This window comes from Bacteroides eggerthii, from assembly GCF_025146565.1.
Taxonomy (GTDB): domain Bacteria; phylum Bacteroidota; class Bacteroidia; order Bacteroidales; family Bacteroidaceae; genus Bacteroides; species Bacteroides eggerthii.
Genome location: NZ_CP102258.1, coordinates 3,793,332 through 3,819,385, shown reverse-complemented (window position 1 = coordinate 3,819,385; position 26,054 = coordinate 3,793,332). Strand labels below are relative to the sequence as shown.

Sequence of the window (26,054 nt, the reverse complement as noted above, 5' to 3'; positions counted from 1 at the left end):
CATTTAACTACTAATTTTTAAGATTAAAAAACAATGAAGAAGATTAAATTTTTAGCAGTGGCTCTTGCAGCCTTCACGATGTTCTCGTGCACTAACGATGAAGTAGAGAATTTAGGAAACAATGTTCCGGGCGAGCAGGCGGTACTTACCATCAAGCTTAAAGGCGATGGAGATAATCAGGCGCAATCAAGAGCTGCGGGACCGGCTACCGATACAGAAGATGCTGTGATTAATAACTATCTTGTGTTCCTGTTCCGCGAAGGTGGCGCTTTGGACTGTGCTCCTTATGAGGGTAGTTCCAATGCAGCTGCTACAATCACAACTGGTACTACTGCCGCAAAGAAAGCGTATGTGGTGGCCAATACGGGCGCACTGGCTGGCGGCCTTTTTGCAACCGTTAAGACGGAAACCGACTTGTTGGCGGTGACAGGTAGCCTGATGGATAATACTGATAATGCTTCAACTCAGACGAAAACCAACCTTTGGATGTCGGGAGAGAGTGAAGTTAAATTTAACGGTGGTACTAACGCTCAGGTTACTGTATCCTTAAGCTTCGTAGCGGCAAAAATACAGCTTATTGTTAAGGATAATCGTAAGAATATGACCGGTGGTACTATTACGATTACAGACGACGCAGCTGTATTGCTGTTTGCAGGTAAGAAGGGACGCTTCTTCGGAAGTGCCGCAGAAAAGGTTACCCAAAACGAATTCTATACAGGATTTAACCAATATACTGGTGCCTTTGATTCGGGTGTAACAACATCTACGGCTCTGTCCGATGCAGTGAGTCCGGGTGATTTCACAATCAATGCAGGTAGCACTGTTTTCAACCACTTCTACACTTTCGGCAACGACGGTACGACTCAACCCACCATCCTTGCCATCAAGTCAACAAAGACTGTGGGCGGTACTTCTTCTCCTATCTTCTATCCCATTCTGTTTACAAACACCGATGCACGCCACACCATCGAACCGGGCAAGTCCTATACAGTGACTGTTACCCTGAATGGCGATGTAGCAGCCGGTGGCGGCGGTGGTACTACCGATCCGGAAGAACCTGTTGTCTCTTCTTCCATAGAAGTGACTGTGACTGCTGCTCAATGGGTTACCCAACCCGTCGACAAAGAGTTTAACTAAAAATATCCGTAGAAGTTATTTTTATCTCTAACAAGAATGTGCAGAAAGGCGGGACGCCTCCCGCTCCCGCCTTTCATATTACAATATTTTCGTTTCACTATCAATACACCCACCCAATCATGCAGAAGAACAAATTCCGTAACTGCTTGCAAATACTGCCTGTATTGTTTCTTATGGCATTTGTATCTGCAAGCTGCATCAAGGACGACCTTTCGGGCTGTCCTTCTCCCCACGTCTCCGGACTTACCTTGCAGGTAAAGGCCTTCGACGCCGACGGCGGCACGCTTGGCAGCGAGACTATAAAGGACATCACGCTCTATGTTTTCGACAAAGACAAAAACTTGCTCGACACCCTCCACACCTCCCTTTCGGAACTTGTCACGCTGGACTATCCCGGACACGACGTCCTGAAACTGGTGGCATGGGGCAACGGCCGGCAAGGCAGCCAGACGCTGCCCGCACTGCGGCAGGGCGACCACTTGGAGACGGCCTTCGTATCGCTCATCCACCAACCCCAAACTCGGATAACCTACCCCGTAGCAGGCTCGCCCGACGACCTCTTCTACGGCACCATAGATATACAGACCTCCGCCGATGCGCTCTCCGCCACCGGCACCCTCTCCGACAAGGAACTTCCCCTGCGGCGCAAGGTCTCCGGCGTAGCCGTTACGGCGCGCCACCTCAAGGAGTACGTGGGAAGCTCCGACGGCGATTTCCACTACATCCTGCGCAAGACGGGCAACATGCTCGACTTCTACGGCCTGCCCAACGGCACCGATGTGAGCTACCGCCCCGAAGCCTCGTTCAACGACCGGGGAGATTTCGTCTCCTCCGTTTTCAACATCCTGCCCACCGAGGAGGAGCTCCGCATAGACATCTACCACCGGGGCGTGCTCCGGACAACCGTCATTTCCGACAGCAACGGCAAACCCCTGCGCGTGTCAGAAGGCCGCCTGCTCAACGTGCTTGTCGACTTCGACGGTGCTATCAGCGTAGAAGTCAAAGTCACCGACTGGGGCAAACAGGAGATATGGAAAGAGTTCTAACCCTGAGGGCAGGACAAGAATGATAAGACAGAACAATAAGATACACTAAAAAAATACAGAGATATAAAATGAGAAAGATAAGAAATACGATACCTTTCCTTCATGCGCTGCTTCTCTCCGCCTTGCTTCTGGCGGGATGCGTCCGCGAGGAGTTTCCGGGTGCAGGCTCTGTGGCAGAAGGAGAGCCTGCACGAATAGAGCTCAACCTGATTGTGCCGACCATGAGCAGCGGTTCTTCCACCCGCGCCCTGACTCCCGAACAGGAGAACAAGATTGAGAATTTGCGGGTGATGGTGTTCCGGGCAGACGGCTCGGTGGTGAGCAACGGTAAGTATGTAAGTTCCGGTTCTAAATTTACAATAGACAGCTATTCGGGTAGCAACTACACGCTCTTTTTCATTGCCAACGTCAGCAATGCGGAGATAGAGGCCAAGTTGCAGTCCGCCGCTTCTCTGCCGGAGGTGGAAGGCATTGTGACAACCGCCACCCAGCTGGACTTCGGCATGAACACCACGCACCCCCTGATGATGACGGGAAAGCAGGAGAACGTGACCTTCGCTCCGGGCAACAGCACCTACGGCACTCCGGTTCAGCTTCATTTCATTGCCGCCAAAGTGACGCTGAAGGTGATGGACAAAACCCCTGGCGGCCAAGAGATAATCTTCATAGGCTGGGACGTGGAGAATGTTCCACTCCGCAGTTATCTGTTTTCGAATGCTACGGATATCAACCAGCCCGGCACTACCGCCGACAAAGATGATTACTGGCTGACAACGGATGCGGACTATCCGTTTGAGGTGGAGGACAAACCGAAGAAAACAGTCTCCCAAACACTCTATGTCTTTGAAAATCGCAGAGGAGGACGTGTGAACAGGTCCCTTCCTGGCGACAGGTATCAAGGGATGGCTTTTGACGACCAAGACCACCGCGGCAAAGCCTGGTTCAAGCCCGCACGTGCCACTGCCATCGTCATTAAGGCCATGCACAAGACCACATGGGAAACGAAGCAGGTAAAGGCGCATATCTACTTGGGAGCCGACAACCATAGCGACTACAACATAGAGCGTGGCAAGCACTACACCTTTACCGTAACGGTCAACGGGTTGAATGACATCAAAGTGGACTCGAATGTGGAGTATTATACGGGAGACTTTTCGGTGGATTTTGAAAAGAGAAACTTCGATGCACATCCCGATTTTTCTCCCATGCGCATCAATGCGGTGAAAGGAAAGATGACCATGGAAATTTTGGATGATGCCGGCAGAGCTTATAACGAACCGGGGTTCGATGCCACATGGCTTAAAATATCTCCTTTGGACTTGATGTGGCATCAGGTGAAGCAAGCGTCTCCCCATGATGAGTGGCAACAGCAGGTGGGCGAGGTAGGCAGTTTTGTACGTGCGAAATATATCCCCCACAAGAGTGTGAGGGAAAAGCTGGAGCAGCAAGGAATAACCGGCTGGAATCCTATTCCCACAGGGCAGGAGGATGACGATGTCATGGCATTTGCCGATGCCACCCATCGCATGTGTTATAAAATAACGGATATTCCGTTTACGGAAATCACTGCAACCAGTAAGATGCTGTATGTTTATGCGGATGAATATCTAAACAGGAAGGGTGATCGTGGTGCCAGCGTACAACTGACTTTCTACAAAGATGGAGGAGATCCGAATACGCCGGAAGTTAGGACTTTTCACTTTACGCAAATTCGTGGTGGTCATATTTATACTGAATATGTTAATGACCCCGGATTACTTATGATAAATGAGGATGGCTCGCTTGGCACTGTCAAAAAACCGTTTTTTACTGAGAGAATTAAGGAGTGTGAACTCTACAGCTTATATCCGGGGGTATTAGACTTTAGAACCAGGAATCCGCGATGGGGCTTTTACGGTATGTTGCTCTATAACGGGCCTGATAAAAGCCGTAATGGTAAATTCCTGACAGAAAATGCCGTATATACCGATGTTCGGCGTGTGAACAATGAGGTTGTAGGTTTTGGTACGGCTTTTGACTCTTACCGTCCGATGTATGGGACTGGGGATCAACCCCTTCCCAAATATACAGGAGCGACTTCCGGTGCTCCTTATTATTATCCAGATGCATCTGCGAATATTTACCACCCCATTTACAAGACTTCTGCGGCACGATACTGCCACGAGAAGAACAGGGACTTAAACGGTGATGGAATGATTGATGCTTCGGAGAGCCATTGGTATCTACCATCGATAGATGAAATGAAGTTAATCTTTCTTTCCAGAGTCCTTGATCACGATATCCATGGTATTTTGAATCTTATGACTTCTACTGAAAAAGAAGCCGATTCTTATCTTTCTATCGGTTTATACGTTGATACTCAATATTACAGATTCGCTGAATACTTTAATGGCTCTCTTAGCAAGGATACTCAAACGTGGACTTATTGTGTCAGGAGATTATAATGACTAGAGTAATCGGAGGGTGCTTTAAGATCTTAAGCAACGGATTGTGATAAAATAAAAAACAGATAAATGAAACTATATATGAAGTTAATATTAGGAATTCTCGGACTGCTGATGACAACTGCAAATTATGCTCAAGATGTGTATGGTAATTCGATAGATGCTTCGGCTATCAATGGAGATCGTGGTAATCATCCACCGAAGACAACATCTGTAGACGGAACAAATTATGCTGAAGGTTCGGACGATAATCAAATAAATTTAGCCCATTGGGGTAATGCTCTGGCAGTTGGCAAGGGAATTGAGATTGAAACGTCAGACTCTTTTTCTGACAATTGGCTGGATGCTGCAAATACGTGTACAAATAGGGGATGGCGCTTGCCTACAGTAGCGGACTTCTGGTTGGTGTCCATGTTAAAGAAAGAGCTGGAGGAACAGAACCCGTATTCTTTTACTCCTTTTCTCAGAGGGAAGGCCAAGGAGCTTCCCCCTAATCCCGGAGACAGAGGTTGGCACTATTGGCTTGCTACTGAATTTCGTGGTATGGGACAATATTCCTATATGATGGTGTTTGATGATGATGGAGATGAAATGGTAATCAATGGTCTGTTAGGCTATGATGGCAGCAGCGGCAAGGCAGGAATAAAAAAAGGAACCTATGATCCTCCCTTTCTGATGCCGTTTCGTTGCGTCCGCGACCACAACTAATAAAAAAATAATTTCTTTCTTTCTTTTTAACCCCGGTTCTATGACCCTATACAGTCCCCTACGCCATTACCGCCGCTACCCCCGCCGTTCCCGCACGCCTCGTGCACTGCGCTGGTTTGCCGCCGTTGTGCTGTTGCTGCTGTCGCTCCTGCCGTTGTTTGCCGGATGCGCTTCGCAATCCGCAGAAACGGAGCGCGGTACGGCGCACTCCGAAGCGGCATTCACATTGCCCGACATCCCCCCGCTGCTCGTCACTTCCGAGGCGCGTGCTTCCTACTTGGCGGCGCACTACTGGCAGGGGTTCAACTTCCGCGATACTGCGCTCATTTCCCGTCCGGAAGTCACCGAACAGGCGTTGGCCGATTTTCTGGACATCCTCTCGCGTGTTCCGCCGAAGGAAGCGCAGAGCAGCCTTACGGCCATGATGGACTCCGCCGCTGTGGACAGTGCCATGTACGCCCACTTCATGAAGTTGTCGGGGAAATACCTCTACGAGCCCAACTCGCCTTTCCGCAACGAGGAGTACTACATCCCTGTGCTGCGCCACATCATCGCTTCGTCCCGTCTGGGCGAACCGGACAAGGCGCGCGCTAAGTTCAGGCTGGACATGGCGTTGAAGAACCGTCCGGGCGATGTGGCGGCGGACTTCGCCTACACCCTTGCCGACGGCACTGTCGGCAGCCTCCGGCAGATAAAGTCAAGCTATACCCTGCTGTTCTTCAACTCGCCCGACTGCGAGGACTGCCGCCGCGTAAAGGATTACATGGCTGCTTCGGAGTACCTCGCCGGTATGACGGGAGAGGGTTCCGCCCGTCGTCCCCGGCTGGTTATCCTTGCCGTCTATCCCGATGAGGACGTGGAGCAGTGGCGTGCGGCGGCTTATCCGCCCTGCATGCTCAACGCCCGCGACGCCTCGCAGGTCATCAACCGCCACCGGCTCTACGACCTGAAAGCGGTTCCCTGTCTCTATCTGCTCGATGCCGACAAGCGGGTGCTGCTGAAAGACGTCACAGTGGAGCATGTGGAACTGTATTTGAGAGAGCATGCAAGAAATTGAATTTAGAAATGGAATTATATATAGGGATAGAATTGAAATAAGATTATATATAGAATTTAGATGCGGGCGGTAACTTAGCTGCATCAAACATTCGTAATCTGGAATGTCCCAGTTACGAAGTCTATCTAATAGATTATGGATGCGGCAAATTTAACAAAAAAGTACACATTATGGAATAATGTTCATGATCTCCGTTCGCGAGGTCTTAACATAACAAGGACGGCGCAACGTCTTGGCATCTCTCGTGATACTGTCAGGCATCTTCAGCATTTGAGTTCAGAAGAACTTTTCCAGAAATGCCGGAGCATACGTCCATGCAAACTTCATGCCTATGAGCAGGAAGTCGTATCCCTTCTCAACTGTTTTCCTTCCATTTCCAGCAGTCGTGTCCATGACTATTTGAAGGAGCATCATCCGGCCTTTCCAAAAGTCTGCGAAAAGACTGTATATAATTACATGCAATTCATTCGGAAGAAATACCATATTCTTTTGACAAGATAAGCAGGTTCCGCCGTTTATGGCGGAATCCGGATTTTCATGTACCTATCCTTTAACACAACAATATTATACATTATCATATATGAATACCCCAAGCTTTACAGACGGAACAAACCATTCCCTTTCCAAGACGCTGCAAGGAAAGTGCACTACACGTCCCTATTATGAGATAAGCACTTCGCAATTTTCGGACATGAAAATCAGACGGCTCATGCGTAAGTACGGTTTCGGAGGATACAGCATCTACCGGTATCTTGTAAACGAGGCTCTCCATCAAGGAGACTATTTCCTTCCCTGGTGTGAGGATACAGCCCGGAAAACCGCTTCTTACTGGAATACTTCTTTGGAAGATGTAACCCGGATTGTGAAGGGTTGCATACAAGTCGGCCTGTTCAACGGCGGACTGTACAGGAAGTACCGGGTACTTACTTCGGAGGACATACAGCAGAACTACCTGAAGACCTGCTGCATGCTTTCCCGGCTTCCCGACATATCCGAAGAGCTGGAGCTTGCGGTCAGTTGATTCATAAGACAATTATCCACTTTAAATAAATAAGCTTATGCCAAAAACAGCAAAAAAAGGTTTCACCTATTTCAGATTTGAAACCGATCATTTTTATGATCCGAAAGTCAAGCGGCTAAAGAACAAATTCGGAATGGAAGGCTGGGGCGTTTTTCATTTCATCGTGAATGAGATCTTTCGTGTGGAAGGATGCTACATGGTGATGGATGCCGACGGCCTGTTCGACATAGCGGACTATTCCCGCATGGATGAGTGCCGTATTGCCGCCATCATCGATTATTGTACAGACCTGGGACTGTTCGACAAAAGGCTCTGGCAGGAGAAACAAATCCTTACCAGCGAATACATACAGGAACTGTATACCGGTATCTGTAAAGCCATTCACCGCAGGCCTGCCATTCCCGGAGAACTTCTTCTTTATTCACCGGAAAATTTGCCGGAAACAGTGCCCGCATCATATCCTGTCCCGGAAGAACCGGTATCCACTATGGAAGCCAACGTTTCCGTCTTACCCGAAAAAGAGAAAGCTTCCCGGCCGGAATCTCCCGATACCCATCCGTTACCGGCTTCAGGAGTATCACATGAGGTTCTTCGCGAAAAAGCTGAAATACTTCGCGAAAATAAACCACAAAATAAAAACAAAGAAAACATATCCTCCCCAAACCCCTCAAACATTCCTTCGGGCAATTCGGATGAGGAGAATTTTCTTTCAAGGAAGCTTAAAAGCATGGGAGTATCCGAGAACAATATCCGGTGGGTACATTTCCTGAGAGGATATTATCCGGATTTTCCAGTCAAGACAGCTATCCGGGAGATTGAGCAGAGCCATTTCCAACTCACCACGTTCAATTATCTGGAACCCCTGATAAACAACTATATCGCCAAGTACAATGCCGAATACGGGCAGGCGGACCGTGAAAGGAAACAGGCTGAGACGATGCGCTCCATGCGCAAGACTCTCGAACTTCTGGGGATCGCCGCAAGAGACCAGCTGGAGATCATGCAGCTTGCCTCCGCCGCGCCTGTAGTACTGGCTTCCGTCCTGAAGGAAACCTGGGGCAACAGGAGAATTAAAAGCCCCACAAGGTTTATCCTGAGCCGTATGCGCCAGGCCGTACCCATGTCGGCATAGAGAATGAATTTTACTGAACAATCAAACATAACAAGTCATGACATCACAGGAAGCCAACTTGATACCGTTGGAAGATATTCTCTCCTATTACGGGCATAATCCTTCCCGGCACTTCGGGGGATATGACATGTACAGTTCACCTTTCCGGCGTGACAGCTCGCCGAGTTTCAAGGTTTTCAAAGACGAGAACCGCTGGTATGACTTTGGCGAGGGCACTCATGGCAGGGCCGTAGACCTGGTCATGCGCATTGAGAACTGTTCCTTTCCGGAGGCTATGCGCCGTATCGGGGAAATGGGTCTTACAGGACAGGCCGGTGCTACCTCCGGACAGACTTCCGTCCGGGAGAAGAAAGCACTTTCGGGAAGTTCGATGAAGATTCTGGGAACCGTTCCCTTGGGAAACCGCCATCTGCTTGAGTATGCGGCCTCGCGTGGTATCGATGCGGACGTCATCCGTAAGTATTGTGTGGAGGTTCACTACTGTTTTGAAAAGAACCCCCGCGAGAAATACGCGATTGGATTTGCCAATGACCATCAGGGGTTCGAATTGCGGAACAGCATGTTCAAGGGGTGTGCCAATGCCAAGGACATTACCAGCATTGCAGAAGGCAACCGTTCCTGTGCCGTTTTCGAAGGTTTCTTCGACCTGCTCAGCTTCAAACAGTATGCAAAGGACCATCCTGAACTGCCGGCACTGAGGAAGCTGGATGTATGTGTGCTCAACTCCACGGCCATTGTCGAACGTTCGAAAGATTTCCTTTCAAGGTATGAGAAAGTACACGCTTTCCTTGACAATGACGGCCCGGGACGGGAGGCTTTCCGAAAAATGCAACGGTTCCTTCCAAAAGGTGCGGTATTGGTGAATGAGTCGGAGCGTCTGTATCCGTCATGCAATGATTTTAACGAATTCCTGCAGAAAATGAAATGCCCGGTAAGCGGGCATGAGATGTGAAGAGCAAAAAAACAGAATAATGAAAACATTTGAAGAAATATACCGGGATGTAACAGAACGCAGAGGCTGCAATTCCGGAGAGACATTTGCAAGGGCCATGTTTGAAGAAGGCATGAGACAAAACCTTGAGTGTTGCATGGATAAGGCAGCCGGTTCCTATACGGATCTCATGGCCTTTGCAGGATGGTTCGGAAACCGTCTGGCCAGGGAGTCGGTCAGGTGTAATGCCGCCCGCGTAAGTTTTTCCCAGAATATTACAATTGAAGGGAAAAAATACACCACCCGGTTCGGGACTGTGACTTTCAGTACAGAAGAAAAGAAGAACCTTGAAGAGTGTGCGGAAGAGATTGTCGAAAGACTGTTGTCATCCGGTCTTGCGAATGACCTTAAAGCGGCATTGAAAGAAGCGGTACTGACCGGCTACGATTTACAGAAGGAGGATTTTGATGAAAATTAAACAAGCAAGCATGAAACAGGACAATGACATACCGGATAAAATTATGGAACGTATCCGCAAGCTGATACGCCTGAAGGAATCGACAACCTCGGAAGGCGAAGCGAACAATGCGGCCATACTGGTTAACCGGCTTCTGAGGGAGTATAACCTTTCCCTGCTTGACTTAAATGACAGGCAGCCAGAGGAGAAGTTTCAGATCAAGACATCCGGCAGGCTCAGTTTCAAGGATACATTCGGTAGTTACTGGAAGCGTGATCTACTTCGTGTCCTGTGCCAATATAACTATTGCCGGCTGCTTATTTATCAAGGAACCACAGACATGATCATCGTCGGAACTGAAGAAAACGTTGCAACCGTAAGCATCCTATATGATTATCTGCGTTCCGCCTTCCGCAGGCTGGCGAATAAAAGACATCTGGAGTACGTGTCATCAAAGCGGGGTTATTATCGTACGGGGAAATACAAAAAGAAATATATCCGCTCATATCTTGAGGGAGTGTCACCCGGGCTGAGAGAACAATTTGAAGCCATGCACGACATTCCGACGGAAACAGTCCGTGATACCGCTCTGGTACTTTGTCACAGCGCGCTCATCGACAAGTATCTGGAGAAAATCAGGACATGTAAAAAAGTCCTGGCAAGAAATACACAGACCGACTATTCCGCCTATTATTCAGGCATGGGTGACGGCCGGAGTATCAGTCTGAACAGGCAAATAAAAGGAGGATGCCTATGAAAGTATTCTGGATAGTTTTTGCCACTGTATATATACTGGGTTGGGTGTGGCTCTGTTATTCCGCCATGCATGCTCCCAGTGATCTGGATTTGTGGGGTGAAGAGATAGAATAAGTCATTAAAACCATAATAATATGTACTTTATACATTATATACAAACCTATGCGTCGGTAAACAGGAAAGGCAGTGAACTCCAGGAGTATATCCTGAAATTCAAAGACTGCCTGCTCAAGGACCGGAATGCACTGGACGACCTGAAAGAAGAGATTCACTGTCGGATAGAAGAGCTGGATGCCAAATATCCGCGTACCAAACCCCTGCATTTTGATGCAGGAAAGGATGCCGAACCTCAATGGTACATCCATGTGGAAGGTAAACCGGACAAGCTGGTATGCATCATATCGGTTACGAAAGTGAAATGCCTGTTGGGAGAAGGAACTGTTATCTTTCCCGGGGAGGAACCGGGCAACGGTAAGCCATGAGGAATACATTCTGGTTTGCTGTGGACTATGACGGTACGGGGCATCTTTTCACTTACAAGCCTGAAAGGGATACCGGCATATGGATCGGCAAGGAAGCCCTGCATATTCCCCAGGGAGCGTTCAAGGAAATGTTTCCCGGTATCACCTGGCAGGATATTCCCATAGCGGTAACATTGGAAGTGCTTCCTCGTGAGGAGACCTTCCGGCTACGCCTGTCAAAGAGTTGCAGTTATCTTTTCAGGAAATATATCCGTATCCCGAGGAAAGGAGAGTAATCAAAACATTAGAGCCATGAATAAATCAGATGCAGAAAGAATTTTCCTCTTGGCAACCAAAAAGAGTGCTGAAAGAGACGGCACGACCTATTGTATAGGCGTGTTCAAATTAGGTACTTCAAATATGGAGTTTATTGTAGGAGAAACTGACAATGACCGGGAATACAAGGCCGGTGATGAAGTCACGTATATCTATAGTGCTGACTATACAAATGATATGCAAAAAGCATTGAACTGGCTGAATAGCATAAAATGAAAAAGGAATGGACTATGGAAATATTAACGGCATTACAATGGGCTAAAAAGGGTTTTATACCCAATGAGGGGGCGGAAGGTACAGAACAATGGACTAATTGTTATTACCCTGCCAAAGCTGTCTATTTCAAAGACTGTGAAGTACATGAAGATAAGGAAGCTGCAAAAGCCATCCTCTCTGCCAAAAGGAAGGAATATCGGGATGTAGCCAAGAAACGGGAAGAGAAGAGAAAACAGAATGCCGAATACCGGGAGAAAATGAAAACTCATTGGCAATGGTTACAAGAGGGAAGAATTCCTGACCCTCATGCACGTTGGAGAGTTGGAGAGGAATTGAATAGAACTTATAATACCTGTTCTTATGGCAGTAGATACTGTTATTGCCATGAGAGATATACCCATGAACCTAAAAATGATGAAGAGATACAAAAAGCCATTTTGGATTTTCATAAAAACGGAGATAGCTGGGGCTGAATATAAACAGTATAGAGATGAATAGATACATGGACTGGGAACTCATGAAGAACCGCCTGAAGGATTCTCTATTGACAAACATACCGGTTCTCCTCTATTCGGATATGATTTCTTTACAAACGGTAAAAGTGTCCTGAAGGGTCAAAAGAGGGTTCTTGTGAAGGCCAACATACCTGCCAATGACGTAGCGGTTAATCACCCAACGAGCAAAATGCAGAAGCCCAAGAGCAAAGAGCCCAAACAAGACCCGATGATTAACCGTAATGTACGTCAAAGGGTAAACGTCTTTGCCCGCGAGAGATTTAAAGTGAAGCTGTTACAAGAAATAGAATTTGATTTAATGGTGTGTCAGCTGGAAGGATGGAGCATGGGAAGCTATGTCTGTGAGATTAAACAATTGATTGATGATATATTTCAGAAAATGACAAAAGAAATGAATAAAACTGTATTATGAAATATCTGGCAGTTGAAATAAATGACATTACAAATATAGAGCATAAGCGGGATATGCGTCTTTCATAAATGGAATAAAAGTTTTAATGGCATTCAGATTTTAACCATGAAAGCGTATCCCCGCTTAATCTACAGAATCACATCAAACCAATATTAATAAAAATGGAAATACAAGGAAAAATCATCGCCGTTCTTCCCATCAGGGATGGGATCGGCAAGACATCCGGCAATGAATGGAAGAGCCGGGAATTCGTTCTCGAGACAGAAGAAAACAAGCCGCAGAGCCTGTGCCTTCAGCTGATGAACGCCAACATTGACCGGTATGCCGTCGAGGTCGGCCAGACTGTGCATGTGAAATTCGATTGTACCGCCCGCCAGTGGGAGAACCGTTGGTTCAATACCCTGACTGCCTGGGAAGTGGTTGTCATCAAGGAAAAGGAGGAGAAGCCGGTATGATAAAAAAGGCATTTCTTCTGGCAGGCTTCCTTGCCTGCGGCCTGGCTGTATCGGCACAGTCCTATTCGCTGCGTACCAACATAATCGGTCTGGCTACGGCCAACCTGAACCTGGAGGCGTCCATGACACTGGACCGCAAGTGGTCGCTGCATCTGCCGCTTCAGTACAACCCTTTCAAGTTTTCGAAGAACCGCCAGTTCCGCAATTTCTATGCATCGCCCGGTGTACGTTACTGGCTGCTTGAGAGTTATATGGGAGGGTTCATCGGCATGCATGGCACTGCCGGTACATACAGTGTAGGCAACCTTTTCGGCAGCAAATACCGTTATGAGGGTGAAGGTTACGGCGTGGGTATAAGTATCGGCCGGGCATACCAGTTGGGACGACGCTGGAACCTTGAGTGGGAGATCGGAGCCGGAGCAGTGTGGCTGGGATATGACAAATACCTGTGCAAACGTTGCGGTGACCTTGTGGAAAAGGACTACGGCTGGCATTTTCTTCCTACCCGCGCCGCACTGAACATGGTTTATCTTTTTTAATTTCCCCACCGATGAGAAAGACAAGACGTATCATACCTTACGCATTGCTCTCGGGACTGCTTGTCTCATGTGTTACAGACCACAAGCTGGCACGTGTACGCATCTCCCAGCCTCAAATGAAAGAAGCGGTCGCAGATACAGGATTCCGCCTGCCCCGGCAGATAACATGGACGGATGACAAAGGAAAGGAGCATATTGTGACCGAGGCCACGAAAGACAGCGTTACGGGTGAATACATTACCCAGATGGAACTCTCCGAAATCACCGTCGTGGCAAAGAGCAAGCAGGTGGCGGAAAGGAACGGCAAGATCAACCTGGATTTCATCGTCACAGTACCCGGTGAGCTGATCAGCAACAAATGGCAGGTCCAGCTCACGCCTGTAGCCTACAAGTCTGCCGATACGTTGTATCTGGACAGGATTTTTCTTTCCGGGGCTGACTTTGCCAAGATGCAGAGAAAAGGTTACATGCGTTACCAGGCATTTATGAACTCCATTATTCCGGACAGTCTCTACCTTCAGAAACTATTCGACGAGAAAGGCTACAGGAAAGCCCTGGCCGAACTTGAAGAAGAGTACTTTCAGGCATGGAAACATGAGGTTATCAGCAAAGAACGCTGGATTGACTGGCCGGACAAGGCCAATGCGCGTTTTGCACTGTTCAATTACAGGATGGAGCGTAACAAACAGGCCATAGCCGGCTATAACTCAATACTCGAATATCTTCCGGCTTACCGGCTGCGTCGTGAGATGGATGGTAAGTATATTCCTTCCAAATGGAAAATATTTGCCGAGGGAAACTATAAGATCCGTACCCGGAACATAACACCGGAGGATTCGGCTTCCATCACCAGACGCTTCACCGACTATGCGAAGATGGCCGAGAAGCGGAAAAGGAAAGAGCAGGCCGGTGAAATGTACGAGAAGTATGTGCGCTTTCCATATGAAGCGGCACGCCTGGATACGGTCATCAAGGAAGGCGATAACTTCGTATATTATTATAAGCAGGAACTTCCGGCTACGGAAAATACGAAAAAGATAGACCTGACCCTGGATGGGCAGATTCTTTCAAAGGATGAGACAAAGACGCAGCTCCCCCCTTCGGATACAATCACCTACTTCATATCAAGCATGGTGCAGTTTTTGGACCGCAGTCCACGTTACAAAAAGAAAATCATCACCCGTAAGGATGAAGTCAACCTTCGGGCATATGTGACCTACAAGAGCGGAGCCACCGAATTTTCCGAGGACATCGGGGATAACAGAGCGGAAATCGACAAGGTGTTCGAAACCATTCATGGTATCAATTATACAGGGGAGTTCCTCATCGACAGTATCCGTATGACAGCCACGTCATCTCCCGAGGGCAGTGCCGATGTGAACCTTTTCCTTTCAAAGGGACGTGCACTGGCACTCAAGAAATACCTTGCCCTTCGCAGCGATGACCGCGAAGGAGTCGATACACTTTTCCGCCCGCGTTGGATCGGCGAGGACTGGAACCGGCTGCATGAACTGGTACTGGCAGATGACAGCCTGGAAAACAAGGCATATCTTCTGCGTATCATGAAAGAGACGGACAATCCGGATAACCGGGAGTATGCCCTGCGTAAATATCCCGCCGACTACATGCGTATCCGGGGAAAGCATTATCCGTTACTGCGCGGTGTGGAGTTCAAATTCCATCTTCATCGCCGGAACATGCTCCAGGATACGATAGTCATGCCGGTTATTGACACTACCTACATGCAGGCAGTAAAAATGATAGAAGACAGACAATACCGGCAGGCTCTTGCCATACTGGACGTATCTTATCCGGATGACTACAATACGGCAGTGTGCCTGATGTCCCTGGGCTATGACAAGCGTGCACTTGAAATCATGACGGAACAGGCGGACACTTCGGACAGGAACTATCTGCTGGCCATCCTGTACAGCCGCCTGAAAAGAGAGGAAGACGCCCTCAAAATGTATGTCAAGTCATGTGACCAGGATGCTTCCAAGATATGGAGAGGAAGACTCGATCCGGAAATTAACAAACTGATAGTAACCTATAATTTATATAAAGATGAACTATATTAACAAGCTGGCATCCTTCGCGGTTCTTGTAACCGCACTGAGTGGTTGTGACTTCAACGAGGATTTCTGCATAAGAAACGGGGAACTTGTTGCCTGGTGTGATTTCAGCGGAATCAAGGAGCCGCTGCCCATACCGGCGCAGCGGCACATGATTGCGTTTCCTCTCGGGCATACGGATATCCCTTCAGGTACGGAAACGGCCTTTACACAGGATACCCTTCGCTGGAGTATTCCCCAAGGTGAATACCGCTTCCTGTTCTATACAGGAAATTACAAAGTAAGCGATATTCAGAACTACCATGAAGCGTGTCTTACCGTACAGACAGATACAGTGGAAGGCGGGGCTTACATCCCGGGAATACAGGACTTCTGCAGTTCGGCCATGTTCAGCGAACATCTGGAGTATCAAAATACCAAAAGGGTGGAAGTCAGCCCCTCGGCATTCGTCCAGCGTCTGAACATACAGATCAATGTATCCGGTAATACTGTTCCCCTATCTTCTTTGAAGGGTACGCTTTCAGGCATTTCCACCGGGCGATATCTCGTCTCCCGTGAAAGGACAGGGAATGCAAGCCTCACTACCATATTTGCACGCAAACAGGATTTTAACCGGTGGCGTACAAGCCTGTATGTATTCGGTTTCAGTCCCGTAGCGGAGAATATACTGACAGTGAAGGTTGAGATGGATGAAGAGGATTCCGCATTCAATGAAGAGCAGACGGTTGACCTGACACCGTACGTCAGAGGTTTCGAAGGTGAGGAACTTTCATTGGAACTCAATCTGCATGTCGGTAAAGAGCTGACCATAGACCAGCCGGTTGTCATTCCGGATTGGGAGGACATACCTGAAACAGAATTATAAAACTATAACTAATATTTTTTTTTATGAAAACAAGATTTTTTCTTTCAGCGGTAATGACCGCAGGTTTACTGGCTTCATGCAGTAACAGTGAAGAGACATTTATTGAAAACGAAACAGGCCGGGAACATACGCTTGCACAGCTGAATATCCTGCCAACCGTAGGAACAGAGACCAGGGCCGGTTTTATCCCCAAAACGGACTGGGCGGCGGGTGATGCTCTGGGGCTGTTCATGTACAAGGCAACCGGATGGGGTGATGCCTATCCGCGTTATGATGCCCAAAACAACAAGTCAACCAGAGAGACAAACGGCTGGTCGCAGGCCAGTCCGGTATATCTCCTTTCGGACGAGGCAACAATATGGGCATACTACCCGTATAACGGTGCGGTAACCGATGGAACAAAAATACCCGTCCCTATCAACGCAGGCACATCCGTCGATTACATGTGGGGAAAAAGTTCCAACCAAGTGTCGGTAATTGAAACCGAGGCTAAAATACCGATGAGACATGCCCTCTCACAGTTTGTCATCCGTTTGAAAGTTTCCCCCGAGTATCATAACGACGGGAATCTTACATCGGCCAAGCTGAAAGCATCGGCCGCCAAGTTTGCCACCGTCGGGACGATGAACCTGAATGATGAAGGGAGAATCACATTCCAGCCGACCAATACCGAGCTGTCATGGAGCCCGAACACAACCGTCCCTGCCCAGGGAGAACAGGCGGTAGACTATGCCGCAGCCATTTATCCGATGAACATTTCCGGGGGTGAGGTATCGCTCGAAGTCGTGATCGATGGTGCGACCTATACGTATTCCATTCCGCAGATTCTCTGGGAAGCCGGAAAGAGATATATCTACTCGGTCACCATGCGCTCCAATGATGCGGAAATCGGCGGGGAAAACGGCCAGTCGGTAACGATAGAGGGTTGGACATCCACAGAAGAGGACATTACACTTGTACCGGTCAAATAAATTAGTAACCTATGGGGGAGCCTTCCGGTTCCCCATAAAACAGAAACCATGATAAGATCAATAAAACCGATTGTTTGCGCAGTGCTGCTGTTTTCCTTTTCATCCTGCGGGGACGATGCCGCAGAGAAGGAAGCCGTCGCCGGCAGCGGGCTTGTTACATTCACCGCCGTCACCGGGGATACGGAAACGCGAAACACCCAGGAGAGCAGCTTTGAGACGGGCGATGCCATAGGCGTGTTTGCCATTGAACCGAAGACCGGTGTGTATTGGGCAGTGAACAATGAATACATCTATGACGGCAATACATTCAAACCTGCGACGGAAGCGGATAATATTATTGTAACGGTGGGAACCGATTTCGACTTCTATATATACTATCCTTTCAAGGAAGGACAAACAGACATTACCGCCATATCCCATTCCGCCGGAGATCAGGCTGAGAAGTCCGGATGGCTGTCAGCGGATTTTATGACTGCGACCTATACGGAACCGGTTCTGAACTACACGATACCGCTGAATTTCAGGCATAGACTCTCAACCGTGGAAGTCAGGATCGAGCGTAACGAAGGAGTCCGGGAGGCTACCATAGAGAATGTGAAACGCACGAGCCGTTTCAACCTGCTTACCGGTGAAGTCGTTACGGACGAAAGCAGGGGAAACTGCCGGATGTACAGATATTCCCAGCAGGGAGATGCCACAACGGTATTCCGCGTGACCATTCCCGCCCAGACGCTTACGACTTCCTCCAACTATGTAGCCCTTACGGGAGATACGGATATAAAACTTCGTGGAACTTCCGATATGGTCACCCTTGCCGGTCAGATACACAATTACAGTATCGACTACAAGAAACAGATTACCGTTCTGGATTATACGGCGGGCGGGACTACTACAGGTGCGGGACTCTACAATATCGGAAGCACCTGTACAGTGAGGGCAAACGTGAATGGCGGTTATGAGTTTGCAGGGTGGTATGAGGCAGGCAGGATCGTATCCGATGCGGTACAGTACAGTTTTGAGGTTCTGACAGACCGTACCCTTGAACCCAAATACCGGAATTACGGCGGTTGGTCGGTTACTTTGACAGCAAACCCTTCATCCCTGGGCTGGAAAGGAGGCAACTCGACGCTTACGGCGGGAGCCTCACGTGACGTATTTGTAAATGGCATAAAGGAAAGCTCACAGACCGGTTACCCGTCCGTTACCGGCGGTTCGGATGGTTTCTTCCTTTCAGGGAATACGGTAACGGTAGCGGAGAACAACACCGCATCCGCACGTAGCTGTGTCTTTACGGCAAGCTATGGTGGAAATTCCGCCACAGCCACAATCAGCCAGGAGGCAGCCCCGGTCAGCTACTATTTCAGTTATACGGATGGCAGCACTACCCATAGTGAACGTACCGAGGCGAGTGCCGGTTCATTCACATTGAGTATAACAAGCTATAAAGTGACAGGCAACAGCCGCAGGGATCTTTCCTGGAGTGTGTCAGGAGACAGCTGGATTCACGTGTCCGGAAGTTCGGTAAGTTATGACGAAAACCCGGGGAAAGAAATCCGTAGTGGAAACGTGACGCTCACACAGGCAGAAAGTGGAAAAACAATAACATTGACTGTCAGGCAAAAAGGAAAGACTTCCGTAGATATTGATCCCTAATTGAAGAATTAACCATAAACGATATGATAAAGGCATATAAATGTATTATGACAGCCATGCTTCTTTGTCCTACTGTTCTTACGGGCTGTTCGGATGAAAAGGACTCGCTTGAACAGGAAGGGGAAAAAGAGCTCCGGGTGGAGAACTGTTTCAGCCGTGGTGTCGGGACAGATGTGGACGGCTCTCTTGTAAAGGATTTCGGGATGGTATTGCTTGATGATGCAGGCGATACTTACACCGGTGTACCGGGACCGGTACATGTGACGTACGATGACGGCTGGATCTTTCCGGAAGTCACGCTCACTGAAGCTACCTGCAGACTGTTTGCTTTTTCTCCTTTCCAGAAAATTCCGGGAAAGGAACTGCCCGTAAGCCTGGTTTCCCAGACTGATTATCTGGCTTCGGAGGAGTTGCGGCTCAACTGGCAGAACCACAGGGCAAGCATTGAAATGAAACACCTGCTTTCCCTTCTGGAATTTACAGTGGAAGGGAGCGATGCATGTACCTTGAACATGGAAGGACTTCCTGTGGAAGGCGCATATGACCTTACAAGCGGAAGCCTGTCCGTGAAAGATAATAACGGAAGCATCGCTTCCAAAGGAAACATGCTGCTTCTGTTCCCTGGCAAAACGGAAGAACGCAGGATACAGATCCATTACCGGGACAATGTTTACGACTGGTACCTTCCGGCCAATACGTTTGAGGCCGGAAAGAGATACACCTACATATTGTCCCTGAGCAAAGAAGGGATGCTCATTCTCTCCGGTGTGAGCGTCCGTCCCTGGCAGGCAGGTGGAGACTATACCGGATCAATTAAACCGAATGAATAATGACGACAAAGAAAAATGTATTGCTAACCCTCATGTTTCTGCTTACTACCGTACAGGTATCCGCACAGGACATGAATTCGACTGTAAACACAATGCTTGACGGCTGGGCCAGACCCATATATCTGGCAGGCATGCTTATCGGCCTGATTGCCGGTTTAGTACGGAACTATGACAATATTGCGGCCAAGAATGACAACGGAAACAGAATGGACGGTGTCATTGCGGTCGTTTGGATGGTAGGCTATGGTCTGGCCGGTTCGGTTGTCATCAATGCCATAAGGGCGGCAGCCATGGGTATAAACCTGAGTGTCTGATATGGAATACAAAGTAAGAAAAGGCCTGGAAACTCCCTGCCGGATCGGTGTTTTCCTTTCCGGGGATTATTGGGTGGTATATTCCGCCAGTGTAGCGGCTATCGGACTGTGTGTCCTTGCAGCCGCCCAGGGGTTGACTGAAGGGCGCTGGGAATTCTTCTGGAGCATGATGGGCATATGCAGTGTGGCGGAGCCCCTGCTGTGCTATATGTTCTGGAGAAAGACCTTGTCCCGGAAGTTCAAGAACCGTAACCGGGAGATTACCCTGAGCAATTTGGAAATGACCCGTACCCTTTACCGCATCCGGGAAAGACACAGAAAGGAGCAGTTATGACAACAAACTACACATACGGACTTTTGGACATCATGGGAGACGGAGCCATGCTGGGACAGTCAGGCAGCCTGACCGTTTCCTTCCGTCTTACAGAACCGGAATGCTACAGCCTTTCCCCGGAAGATATAGACCGGAGAAACCTCATGTTGGAGGAAGCCTTCCGCTTTCTTCCCGACGGGAGCTACGTGCATAAGCAGGATATCTTTCTCAAGCGCAGCTACTCTCCGGAAAAGGCCGGCAGCTTCCTTTCCCGGGCGGACGCGCGCCATTTCGCCGGACGTACCTATCTGGAGCATACATGCCTGATGCATTTTACGTTCGCTTCCCTTGAGACATTGGAAAAGGCGTATGCGGCCTCTCCGGTGAGATACAGGGAGGAACTGCACAGGAGTGATGAACAAAAACTGAAGGACTTCCTTGAAGGCGTGGAAAATGCCATGAGCATCATCCGTAATATTCCCAATGTAAGTGTCCGGCAGCTTGACGGGACGGAAATGGTAGAACTGATGGGAGAATATACCAATCTGTTCGGTGGAAAACGCGAAACAAGGGATATGCGTTTTTCTTCCATCATGAGCATAGGGGAAGAAAAGGTCAAGTATTACAGCATCTGCGATGAAGCACACCTGCCGGAAGGTATCATTTCCTCATGTGTCAGAGACTATTCGCTGCCCAAAGCGGGCAGCGAGCTGTTCCATACTCCTTTGGAAAGCCTGGGAGTCTATCTGCCATGCAACCATATCGTCAATCAGGTTATTTTCTTTGAAGGGGATAAAAAACTGCGGGCGAGGGTGAACAGCAATATTGATGTTTATAAAAAGAACAGCAGCATAAGAAAGAGCATCGAGTCGGAGTACAGGAAACTGGATGAGGTCCGCAATGAAATCATGGAGGAGAGCACACCGCTTGTACGCACTTATTTCTCCCTGTGCTTTTTTGACCGTGACGAAAAAGAACTGGAGAATGCCGAGAAGAAGATCCGGGAATGCCTGAACCTGGCCGGCTTCGGATACTACATCCCTTCGTTCGAGCATCTGGCGGCCGCACATCTGGCTTCCGTACCCGGACAGGTGAACTGTCTGCCGGGAGAGTATATGTTTCTTTCCACGCTCTCCGTTGCACTGTGCCTTTTTCTTACCTGCAGTACACTCCGTTCCGACGCGGAAGGCATTCAGCTACAGGACAGATTATACCGTATCCCGATCAAAAAGGATATATGGGATGCCGGAAAGAGAAGGGCGGATGCACGCAACGGGATGATCATCGCCGGTTCCGGCGGGGGAAAATCCACTTTCGCCGAGAATTTCACTTACCAGCTTCTTGAACAGGACTATACGGTTGTAGTGGTGGAGTTCGGAAAAAGTTTCAGCCAGCTCTGCAAACTTTATCCCAAAGAGTCGTTGCACGTGGATTATGACGGAAAGACGCCGTTGGGTATCAATCCGTTCGACCTGCAGGGACGCAGACCGGACAATACGGACTTGGAAACGATCTCGGGAATCGTGCAGCGTTATTGGAAACACATGTTCACAGGAAAGGAACCGGAGAGGGAAACGGCACTGAACCTGTTTATCGAGGACTATTACGAACAGCCGGGAAAGGAACACAATTTCGTGGGATTTTATAACCATGTAAAACAGAATTATCCGGATATCCTGAAAAGGAAAAACATTCCGGAGAAGTATTTTGAGCTCTCTTCGTTTCTTCTGAACTGCGGGGAGTTCCTGCCTGGAAAAAGATACGAAAATGTAACGAAGGATACTAAAGAGGACTTCCTGGCCAAGAAGTTCATCGTATTCGAACTCACCCGGATCAAACAGGACAGGTTCCTCTCGAACCTGGTCATGACGATGATTTTCTCGGTCATACAGTCGAAGATACTTTCCGACAGGAGCAAGCGGGGAATCCTCATATTCGACGAGTATGCGGAAACGGCACAAATGAAGGATACGGCCACGAATACGGGCATACACAGCTCGGTAGCGTTCTGCTACCAGAAGATCAGGAAAGAGAACGGCGCCGTCTACACCATCGTACAGACTCCCGACCAGTTGCCCGATGACGAGAATACGCAGAACATCATCGGTAATACGGACATGCTTTACGTACTGCCCACCAAGGAGGTGATTTACAGCAGCATCATAGAGAAGTTCAAAATTACCGACCAGGCACATATCGACCTGATGAAATCCATGCGGAACAACTTTTCCGGCAGGCAGCCGTACAGTGAATGTTTCTTACGTATGGGAGAGAAATATGCCACCGTTACCCGCCTGGAACTGTCTCCGGAGAAGTTCCTTGCCTTCCAGACGGAAGGGAACATATGGGCCGAGCTGGAAAAGAAAACGCAAAGGATGGGTATGGAAGATGCCATCCGTGAATATCTGGAGGAACATCCGGAGAGAAAAGTAAAGAAATTACCATCAAACAGATAACAGTATGAAAAAGACTTTGATTTTGGGACTCATGACATTGCTCCTTTCGGGGACTGTCCGGGCACAATGGATTGTGAGCGATCCGGAAAACACCTATCAGGGTGTTCTTTCTGTACAGCAGCTGAAGAACACCGTCTCCTCGCTCAAGGAACAGAAGAAGATACTGGATGAAAGCCTGGATTACATGAGGAAGGTGAATGCCACAGTGAGTAGCTGCATGACTGTAAAGTATCTCATTGAAAGGCAATTGAAACTGAGTACGGAGTGCGGAAAGCTTCTGGGAAGGGCCGGCAAATCGGGTATGAAGTCGTCAACCCTTTCCTCACTGACATCGTGCGTAGGACAGATCGTAAGCAACAACGGACGGCTGATAAGCCTTGTGAAAAGCGTTCTTTCGACCTCGCTGAGGATGAACGATGCGGAGAGGCTGACACTTCTCAGGGACATAGAGAAACAGACCGAACAGGATGAGCGGAACATATGGAAAATAAACCGTCTTGTCGGTGAGTATGAAACCTTGAAACGTGCCCTGCAATGATGGAGAAAGGAGAATTCAGCGTGCTGTTCCACTCCTACCGGGAACTTAGGGAGGCGGTAGCTGTTAACGGCTTCTACTCGCTGGTGGCGGGACTGATCATAGCAACTTTCATATTCAAGTTGCTTGATATGGCAAATGACATGATTAAGGAGGAGAAAGGATTCAATGCTAAGCATTTCTTTGAACTGGGCAGGGAATATATTTTCTGCTCGGCTCTGATAGCAATCCTGCCTCTTTTACTGGGATGGCTGGAAGCGATATTCGCTATGGGGGCGGACAAGGTGGTAGAATCCATAGGCGGGAAATACAACTCGGACAACATCTGGAGGGCCACGCTTCTTGGTGACCTGGAGAACATGGTCGAGGAAGGCAGCTGGAACGTGGCGGGAACGATCTTCACGCATATACTGACCTCACAGGTGGGGACACTTTTTGCCCTGGCATATGATTATATCACCACCCTGTTCCTGGCGACAAGGTATGTCATACTGCTCCTTTTGGAAATAGTCTCTCCCGTGGCCATCGCATGCCTTTACAACAAGGATCTGAGGAACTCTTTCTTTGTATGGGCAAAGAACCTGTTCGGATGCTATATGCTGTACCCGGCTTTCGTAGTAGTAAGTGTATTCAGCGATCTTATAGTGAAGAATTACATCCAGCAGGATTCATGGCCGATATGGATCATGCTGTTTTTCTCGATCATTCTGAAAACAAGCCTGCTTGCAGCGGCCAAGGCTACGGTCAACAAATGGTTATGAGTATGAAAAAGATATTAAGAAAAGAGAGGGAAACATTCTCCATTATGACAAACATGAAGGAAATACTCGGGGACTTCAACGCGCTGGCCGACGCCCGCAAGAAAAGCTCCCTTCTGGTGAAGCTGGCATTCGGCTTCTGCGCGCTGACGGTGTCGGCCGTGTTGTTTTTCAGCTATTCACTGCTCAGCAGCATGGGAAACAAGATACTTGTGGTAAATGAGAACGGTGAATACCTGAAGCAGAAGGCTATGGATACGGATAAGCTCTACGAGGAGCTGCTGCGGGCTCACTGCAGTTCCACAGCCTATTATCTGAACAGTTTCGACAGGCTCTCATGGCAGGAGAACCAGGCGCATGCCCTGTTTCTGGTAAGCAAGCCGGACGCAACGGCCATATTTGCAAAGTATCGTGCGGACAGGGCTTATGGGGATGCGCTGGAACTGGGAGCGGTATACCGGAATAAATTCGAGAAGATAATTTCCCTTTCGGTTGAGAACGGCCAGTATCATGTCATCTTTTCTTCCGTACTGACCATCATAAACGGAAGTGAAACAAAGGAAGTAAGGATTATCAGTGAAGGTACGGCCATACGTGTGAGACCGCGTTTCCCTGAAAACATATCCGGTTTTTTCTTCCGGACGTATAACCAGCAATACGAGAACTTATGACACAGTCTGAAAAAAGCAGGATCATCATTCTGGGAGGAGCAGGTATCGTGACCGCCCTGCTGGTCTGGGGGATTATAGCCAGTTTACCGGCCGGTCAGGATAAGGGAGAGGATACAGAGGAAGTGACACTTCGGGGCCGGATCAAGGAAAGTTTTACACTGGAAGACATGCTGAAAAGCGTAGAGAAAGACAACCGGGGCATGATGAACCCTTCAACAGTCTATGAGGGTGTACCGGGCCGGAGAGAACCGTCCGGAACGGATGCTGAAAATGAAGAAGAGATACGGCGTATTAGGGAACTGATAAGACAGAACGAGGCGGAGATTACAGGTGGCAGTGCAGCGGTAACAGGCGGAATGCAGCCTTCTTTCCCGGGAAAGGAAAATACCCCCATACCTGAAAAGAAAAAAGAGGAGAAAAAAGAAGAGTTGCATACCGATACGTTGGAAAGCGCGCCTGAGGCAAAACCGCGCAGGAGTTTTAATAGCGTGCGGCTTGTCCGGCAGGATGAAAAGAATGTCATCAGGGCATTTGTACACTCGACACAAACCGTAATGACCGGATCGACACTGAAGATGCAACTGGCCGAGAACTGCCTTACCGATGACGGGCAGCGTATCCGTAAGGGAACACCGGTGTTCGGGGAAGTAATGAAGATTGACGGGGAACGCGTACTGGTAAGGATTACTTCGGTAAACCTGGGAGGCAACATACTTCCTTTCGAAAAGGAAGTATATTCTGAGGATGCAATGGAAGGGATTTACGTTCCGGGAAATGCCAAGGCGGAAACGATACAGGAAGCGGAAGCGGCCGGAGTAAGCGGAGCCGGCACTAACATTGCCGGCGGACTTGATGTAGGCAGCCAGCTTGTGGCGGGGGCAGCAAACAGTATCATCAGTGCCACCAAGTCGGCTGCGAGCAAGAATATACGTAAGATAAAGGTGACAATCAAAACTAACTACAGGATACTGCTCAGGCAGCCAAAAGAATAAG

The 26,054-nt window shown here is 48.7% G+C and carries 29 protein-coding genes; all 29 read left to right on the top strand.

Annotated elements, in window-relative coordinates; translation table 11 throughout:
* Nucleotides 1-33: 33 nt before the first annotated feature.
* The 29 genes from NQ546_RS15795 to traM all read left to right on the top strand — a co-directional run bounded on the left by NQ546_RS15795 (nucleotide 34) and on the right by traM (nucleotide 26,053).
* Nucleotides 34-1,137 (top strand): fimbrial protein, encoded by a 1,104-nt coding sequence (locus NQ546_RS15795; RefSeq protein WP_004288816.1) that lies wholly within the window; start codon nucleotides 34-36, stop codon nucleotides 1,135-1,137.
* A gap of 119 nt (nucleotides 1,138-1,256) precedes the next feature.
* Nucleotides 1,257-2,183 (top strand): FimB/Mfa2 family fimbrial subunit, encoded by a 927-nt coding sequence (locus tag NQ546_RS15790; protein WP_039952968.1) that lies wholly within the window; start codon nucleotides 1,257-1,259, stop codon nucleotides 2,181-2,183.
* A gap of 68 nt (nucleotides 2,184-2,251) precedes the next feature.
* Nucleotides 2,252-4,627, top strand: a complete 2,376-nt coding sequence (locus NQ546_RS15785) for a fimbrial protein (protein ID WP_004288819.1) — start codon at nucleotides 2,252-2,254, stop codon at nucleotides 4,625-4,627.
* Nucleotides 4,628-4,708: 81 nt separating this feature from the next.
* Nucleotides 4,709-5,335 (top strand): hypothetical protein, encoded by a 627-nt coding sequence (locus NQ546_RS15780; RefSeq protein WP_147293911.1) that lies wholly within the window; start codon nucleotides 4,709-4,711, stop codon nucleotides 5,333-5,335.
* A 40-nt stretch (nucleotides 5,336-5,375) separates the two neighbouring features.
* Complete coding sequence (locus NQ546_RS15775; RefSeq protein WP_050764419.1) at nucleotides 5,376-6,392, top strand: DUF5106 domain-containing protein; 1,017 nt, start codon at nucleotides 5,376-5,378, stop codon at nucleotides 6,390-6,392.
* A 580-nt stretch (nucleotides 6,393-6,972) separates the two neighbouring features.
* Nucleotides 6,973-7,413, top strand: a complete 441-nt coding sequence (locus NQ546_RS15770; protein WP_039953036.1) for a DUF4373 domain-containing protein — start codon at nucleotides 6,973-6,975, stop codon at nucleotides 7,411-7,413.
* Between the two features lie 37 nt (nucleotides 7,414-7,450).
* Nucleotides 7,451-8,545, top strand: a complete 1,095-nt coding sequence (locus tag NQ546_RS15765; protein WP_004288824.1) for a DUF4373 domain-containing protein — start codon at nucleotides 7,451-7,453, stop codon at nucleotides 8,543-8,545.
* Nucleotides 8,546-8,582: 37 nt separating this feature from the next.
* Nucleotides 8,583-9,497, top strand: a complete 915-nt coding sequence (locus NQ546_RS15760) for a toprim domain-containing protein (protein WP_004288825.1) — start codon at nucleotides 8,583-8,585, stop codon at nucleotides 9,495-9,497.
* A gap of 19 nt (nucleotides 9,498-9,516) precedes the next feature.
* Complete coding sequence (locus NQ546_RS15755) at nucleotides 9,517-9,954, top strand: hypothetical protein (protein WP_172556405.1); 438 nt, start codon at nucleotides 9,517-9,519, stop codon at nucleotides 9,952-9,954.
* A gap of 10 nt (nucleotides 9,955-9,964) precedes the next feature.
* Nucleotides 9,965-10,690: a DUF2786 domain-containing protein gene (locus NQ546_RS15750; protein WP_039953039.1), complete on the top strand. Its 726-nt coding sequence runs from the start codon at nucleotides 9,965-9,967 to the stop codon at nucleotides 10,688-10,690.
* Nucleotides 10,691-10,823: 133 nt separating this feature from the next.
* Complete coding sequence (locus tag NQ546_RS15745; RefSeq protein WP_004288828.1) at nucleotides 10,824-11,171, top strand: hypothetical protein; 348 nt, start codon at nucleotides 10,824-10,826, stop codon at nucleotides 11,169-11,171.
* A complete protein-coding gene (locus NQ546_RS15740; protein WP_004288829.1) occupies nucleotides 11,168-11,446 on the top strand; it encodes a hypothetical protein in 279 nt (92 codons plus the stop codon). Before NQ546_RS15745 ends, NQ546_RS15740 begins: the two co-directional genes overlap by 4 nt.
* Before the next feature lie 16 nt (nucleotides 11,447-11,462).
* A complete protein-coding gene (locus NQ546_RS15735) occupies nucleotides 11,463-11,702 on the top strand; it encodes a hypothetical protein (protein ID WP_004288830.1) in 240 nt (79 codons plus the stop codon).
* 14 nt (nucleotides 11,703-11,716) lie between these two features.
* Nucleotides 11,717-12,175 carry a hypothetical protein gene (locus tag NQ546_RS15730; RefSeq protein WP_039953040.1) on the top strand — a complete coding sequence of 153 codons (459 nt, stop codon included), beginning with the start codon at nucleotides 11,717-11,719 and terminating at the stop codon, nucleotides 12,173-12,175.
* Between the two features lie 157 nt (nucleotides 12,176-12,332).
* Nucleotides 12,333-12,629, top strand: a complete 297-nt coding sequence (locus tag NQ546_RS15725; protein WP_004288832.1) for a hypothetical protein — start codon at nucleotides 12,333-12,335, stop codon at nucleotides 12,627-12,629.
* A 161-nt stretch (nucleotides 12,630-12,790) separates the two neighbouring features.
* Nucleotides 12,791-13,084: a DUF3127 domain-containing protein gene (locus NQ546_RS15720; protein ID WP_004288833.1), complete on the top strand. Its 294-nt coding sequence runs from the start codon at nucleotides 12,791-12,793 to the stop codon at nucleotides 13,082-13,084.
* On the top strand, nucleotides 13,081-13,623 hold the full coding sequence (locus NQ546_RS15715; protein WP_004288834.1) for a DUF3575 domain-containing protein: 543 nt from the start codon (nucleotides 13,081-13,083) through the stop codon (nucleotides 13,621-13,623). Before NQ546_RS15720 ends, NQ546_RS15715 begins: the two co-directional genes overlap by 4 nt.
* A gap of 11 nt (nucleotides 13,624-13,634) precedes the next feature.
* Entirely contained in the window at nucleotides 13,635-15,701 is a 2,067-nt protein-coding gene (locus NQ546_RS15710) for a hypothetical protein (protein WP_039952970.1), read from the top strand.
* The gene (locus NQ546_RS15705) at nucleotides 15,688-16,560 is read left to right on the top strand and encodes a hypothetical protein (protein ID WP_004288836.1); all 873 of its coding nucleotides are present in this window, start codon (nucleotides 15,688-15,690) and stop codon (nucleotides 16,558-16,560) included. The genes NQ546_RS15710 and NQ546_RS15705 overlap by 14 nt, the downstream gene beginning before the upstream one ends.
* A gap of 23 nt (nucleotides 16,561-16,583) precedes the next feature.
* Nucleotides 16,584-17,531 (top strand): fimbrillin family protein, encoded by a 948-nt coding sequence (locus tag NQ546_RS15700; RefSeq protein WP_004288837.1) that lies wholly within the window; start codon nucleotides 16,584-16,586, stop codon nucleotides 17,529-17,531.
* A 48-nt stretch (nucleotides 17,532-17,579) separates the two neighbouring features.
* On the top strand, nucleotides 17,580-19,184 hold the full coding sequence (locus NQ546_RS15695) for a fimbrillin family protein (protein WP_004288838.1): 1,605 nt from the start codon (nucleotides 17,580-17,582) through the stop codon (nucleotides 19,182-19,184).
* Nucleotides 19,185-19,207: 23 nt separating this feature from the next.
* Entirely contained in the window at nucleotides 19,208-20,014 is an 807-nt protein-coding gene (locus tag NQ546_RS15690) for a fimbrillin family protein (protein ID WP_004288839.1), read from the top strand.
* A complete protein-coding gene (locus NQ546_RS15685) occupies nucleotides 20,014-20,328 on the top strand; it encodes a hypothetical protein (RefSeq protein ID WP_004288840.1) in 315 nt (104 codons plus the stop codon). Before NQ546_RS15690 ends, NQ546_RS15685 begins: the two co-directional genes overlap by 1 nt.
* A gap of 1 nt (nucleotide 20,329) precedes the next feature.
* Nucleotides 20,330-20,662: a hypothetical protein gene (locus NQ546_RS15680; RefSeq protein ID WP_004288841.1), complete on the top strand. Its 333-nt coding sequence runs from the start codon at nucleotides 20,330-20,332 to the stop codon at nucleotides 20,660-20,662.
* Complete coding sequence (locus NQ546_RS15675; RefSeq protein WP_039952971.1) at nucleotides 20,659-23,097, top strand: TraG/VirB4 family ATPase; 2,439 nt, start codon at nucleotides 20,659-20,661, stop codon at nucleotides 23,095-23,097. The genes NQ546_RS15680 and NQ546_RS15675 overlap by 4 nt, the downstream gene beginning before the upstream one ends.
* 4 nt (nucleotides 23,098-23,101) lie before the next feature.
* A complete protein-coding gene (locus tag NQ546_RS15670) occupies nucleotides 23,102-23,635 on the top strand; it encodes a hypothetical protein (RefSeq protein WP_004288844.1) in 534 nt (177 codons plus the stop codon).
* Nucleotides 23,632-24,393 carry a hypothetical protein gene (locus NQ546_RS15665; RefSeq protein WP_004288845.1) on the top strand — a complete coding sequence of 254 codons (762 nt, stop codon included), beginning with the start codon at nucleotides 23,632-23,634 and terminating at the stop codon, nucleotides 24,391-24,393. Before NQ546_RS15670 ends, NQ546_RS15665 begins: the two co-directional genes overlap by 4 nt.
* Complete coding sequence (locus tag NQ546_RS15660; protein ID WP_115615899.1) at nucleotides 24,390-25,061, top strand: hypothetical protein; 672 nt, start codon at nucleotides 24,390-24,392, stop codon at nucleotides 25,059-25,061. Before NQ546_RS15665 ends, NQ546_RS15660 begins: the two co-directional genes overlap by 4 nt.
* Nucleotides 25,058-26,053 (top strand): conjugative transposon protein TraM, encoded by a 996-nt coding sequence (gene traM, locus NQ546_RS15655; RefSeq protein WP_004288847.1) that lies wholly within the window; start codon nucleotides 25,058-25,060, stop codon nucleotides 26,051-26,053. The genes NQ546_RS15660 and traM overlap by 4 nt, the downstream gene beginning before the upstream one ends.
* Nucleotide 26,054 lies beyond the last annotated feature (1 nt).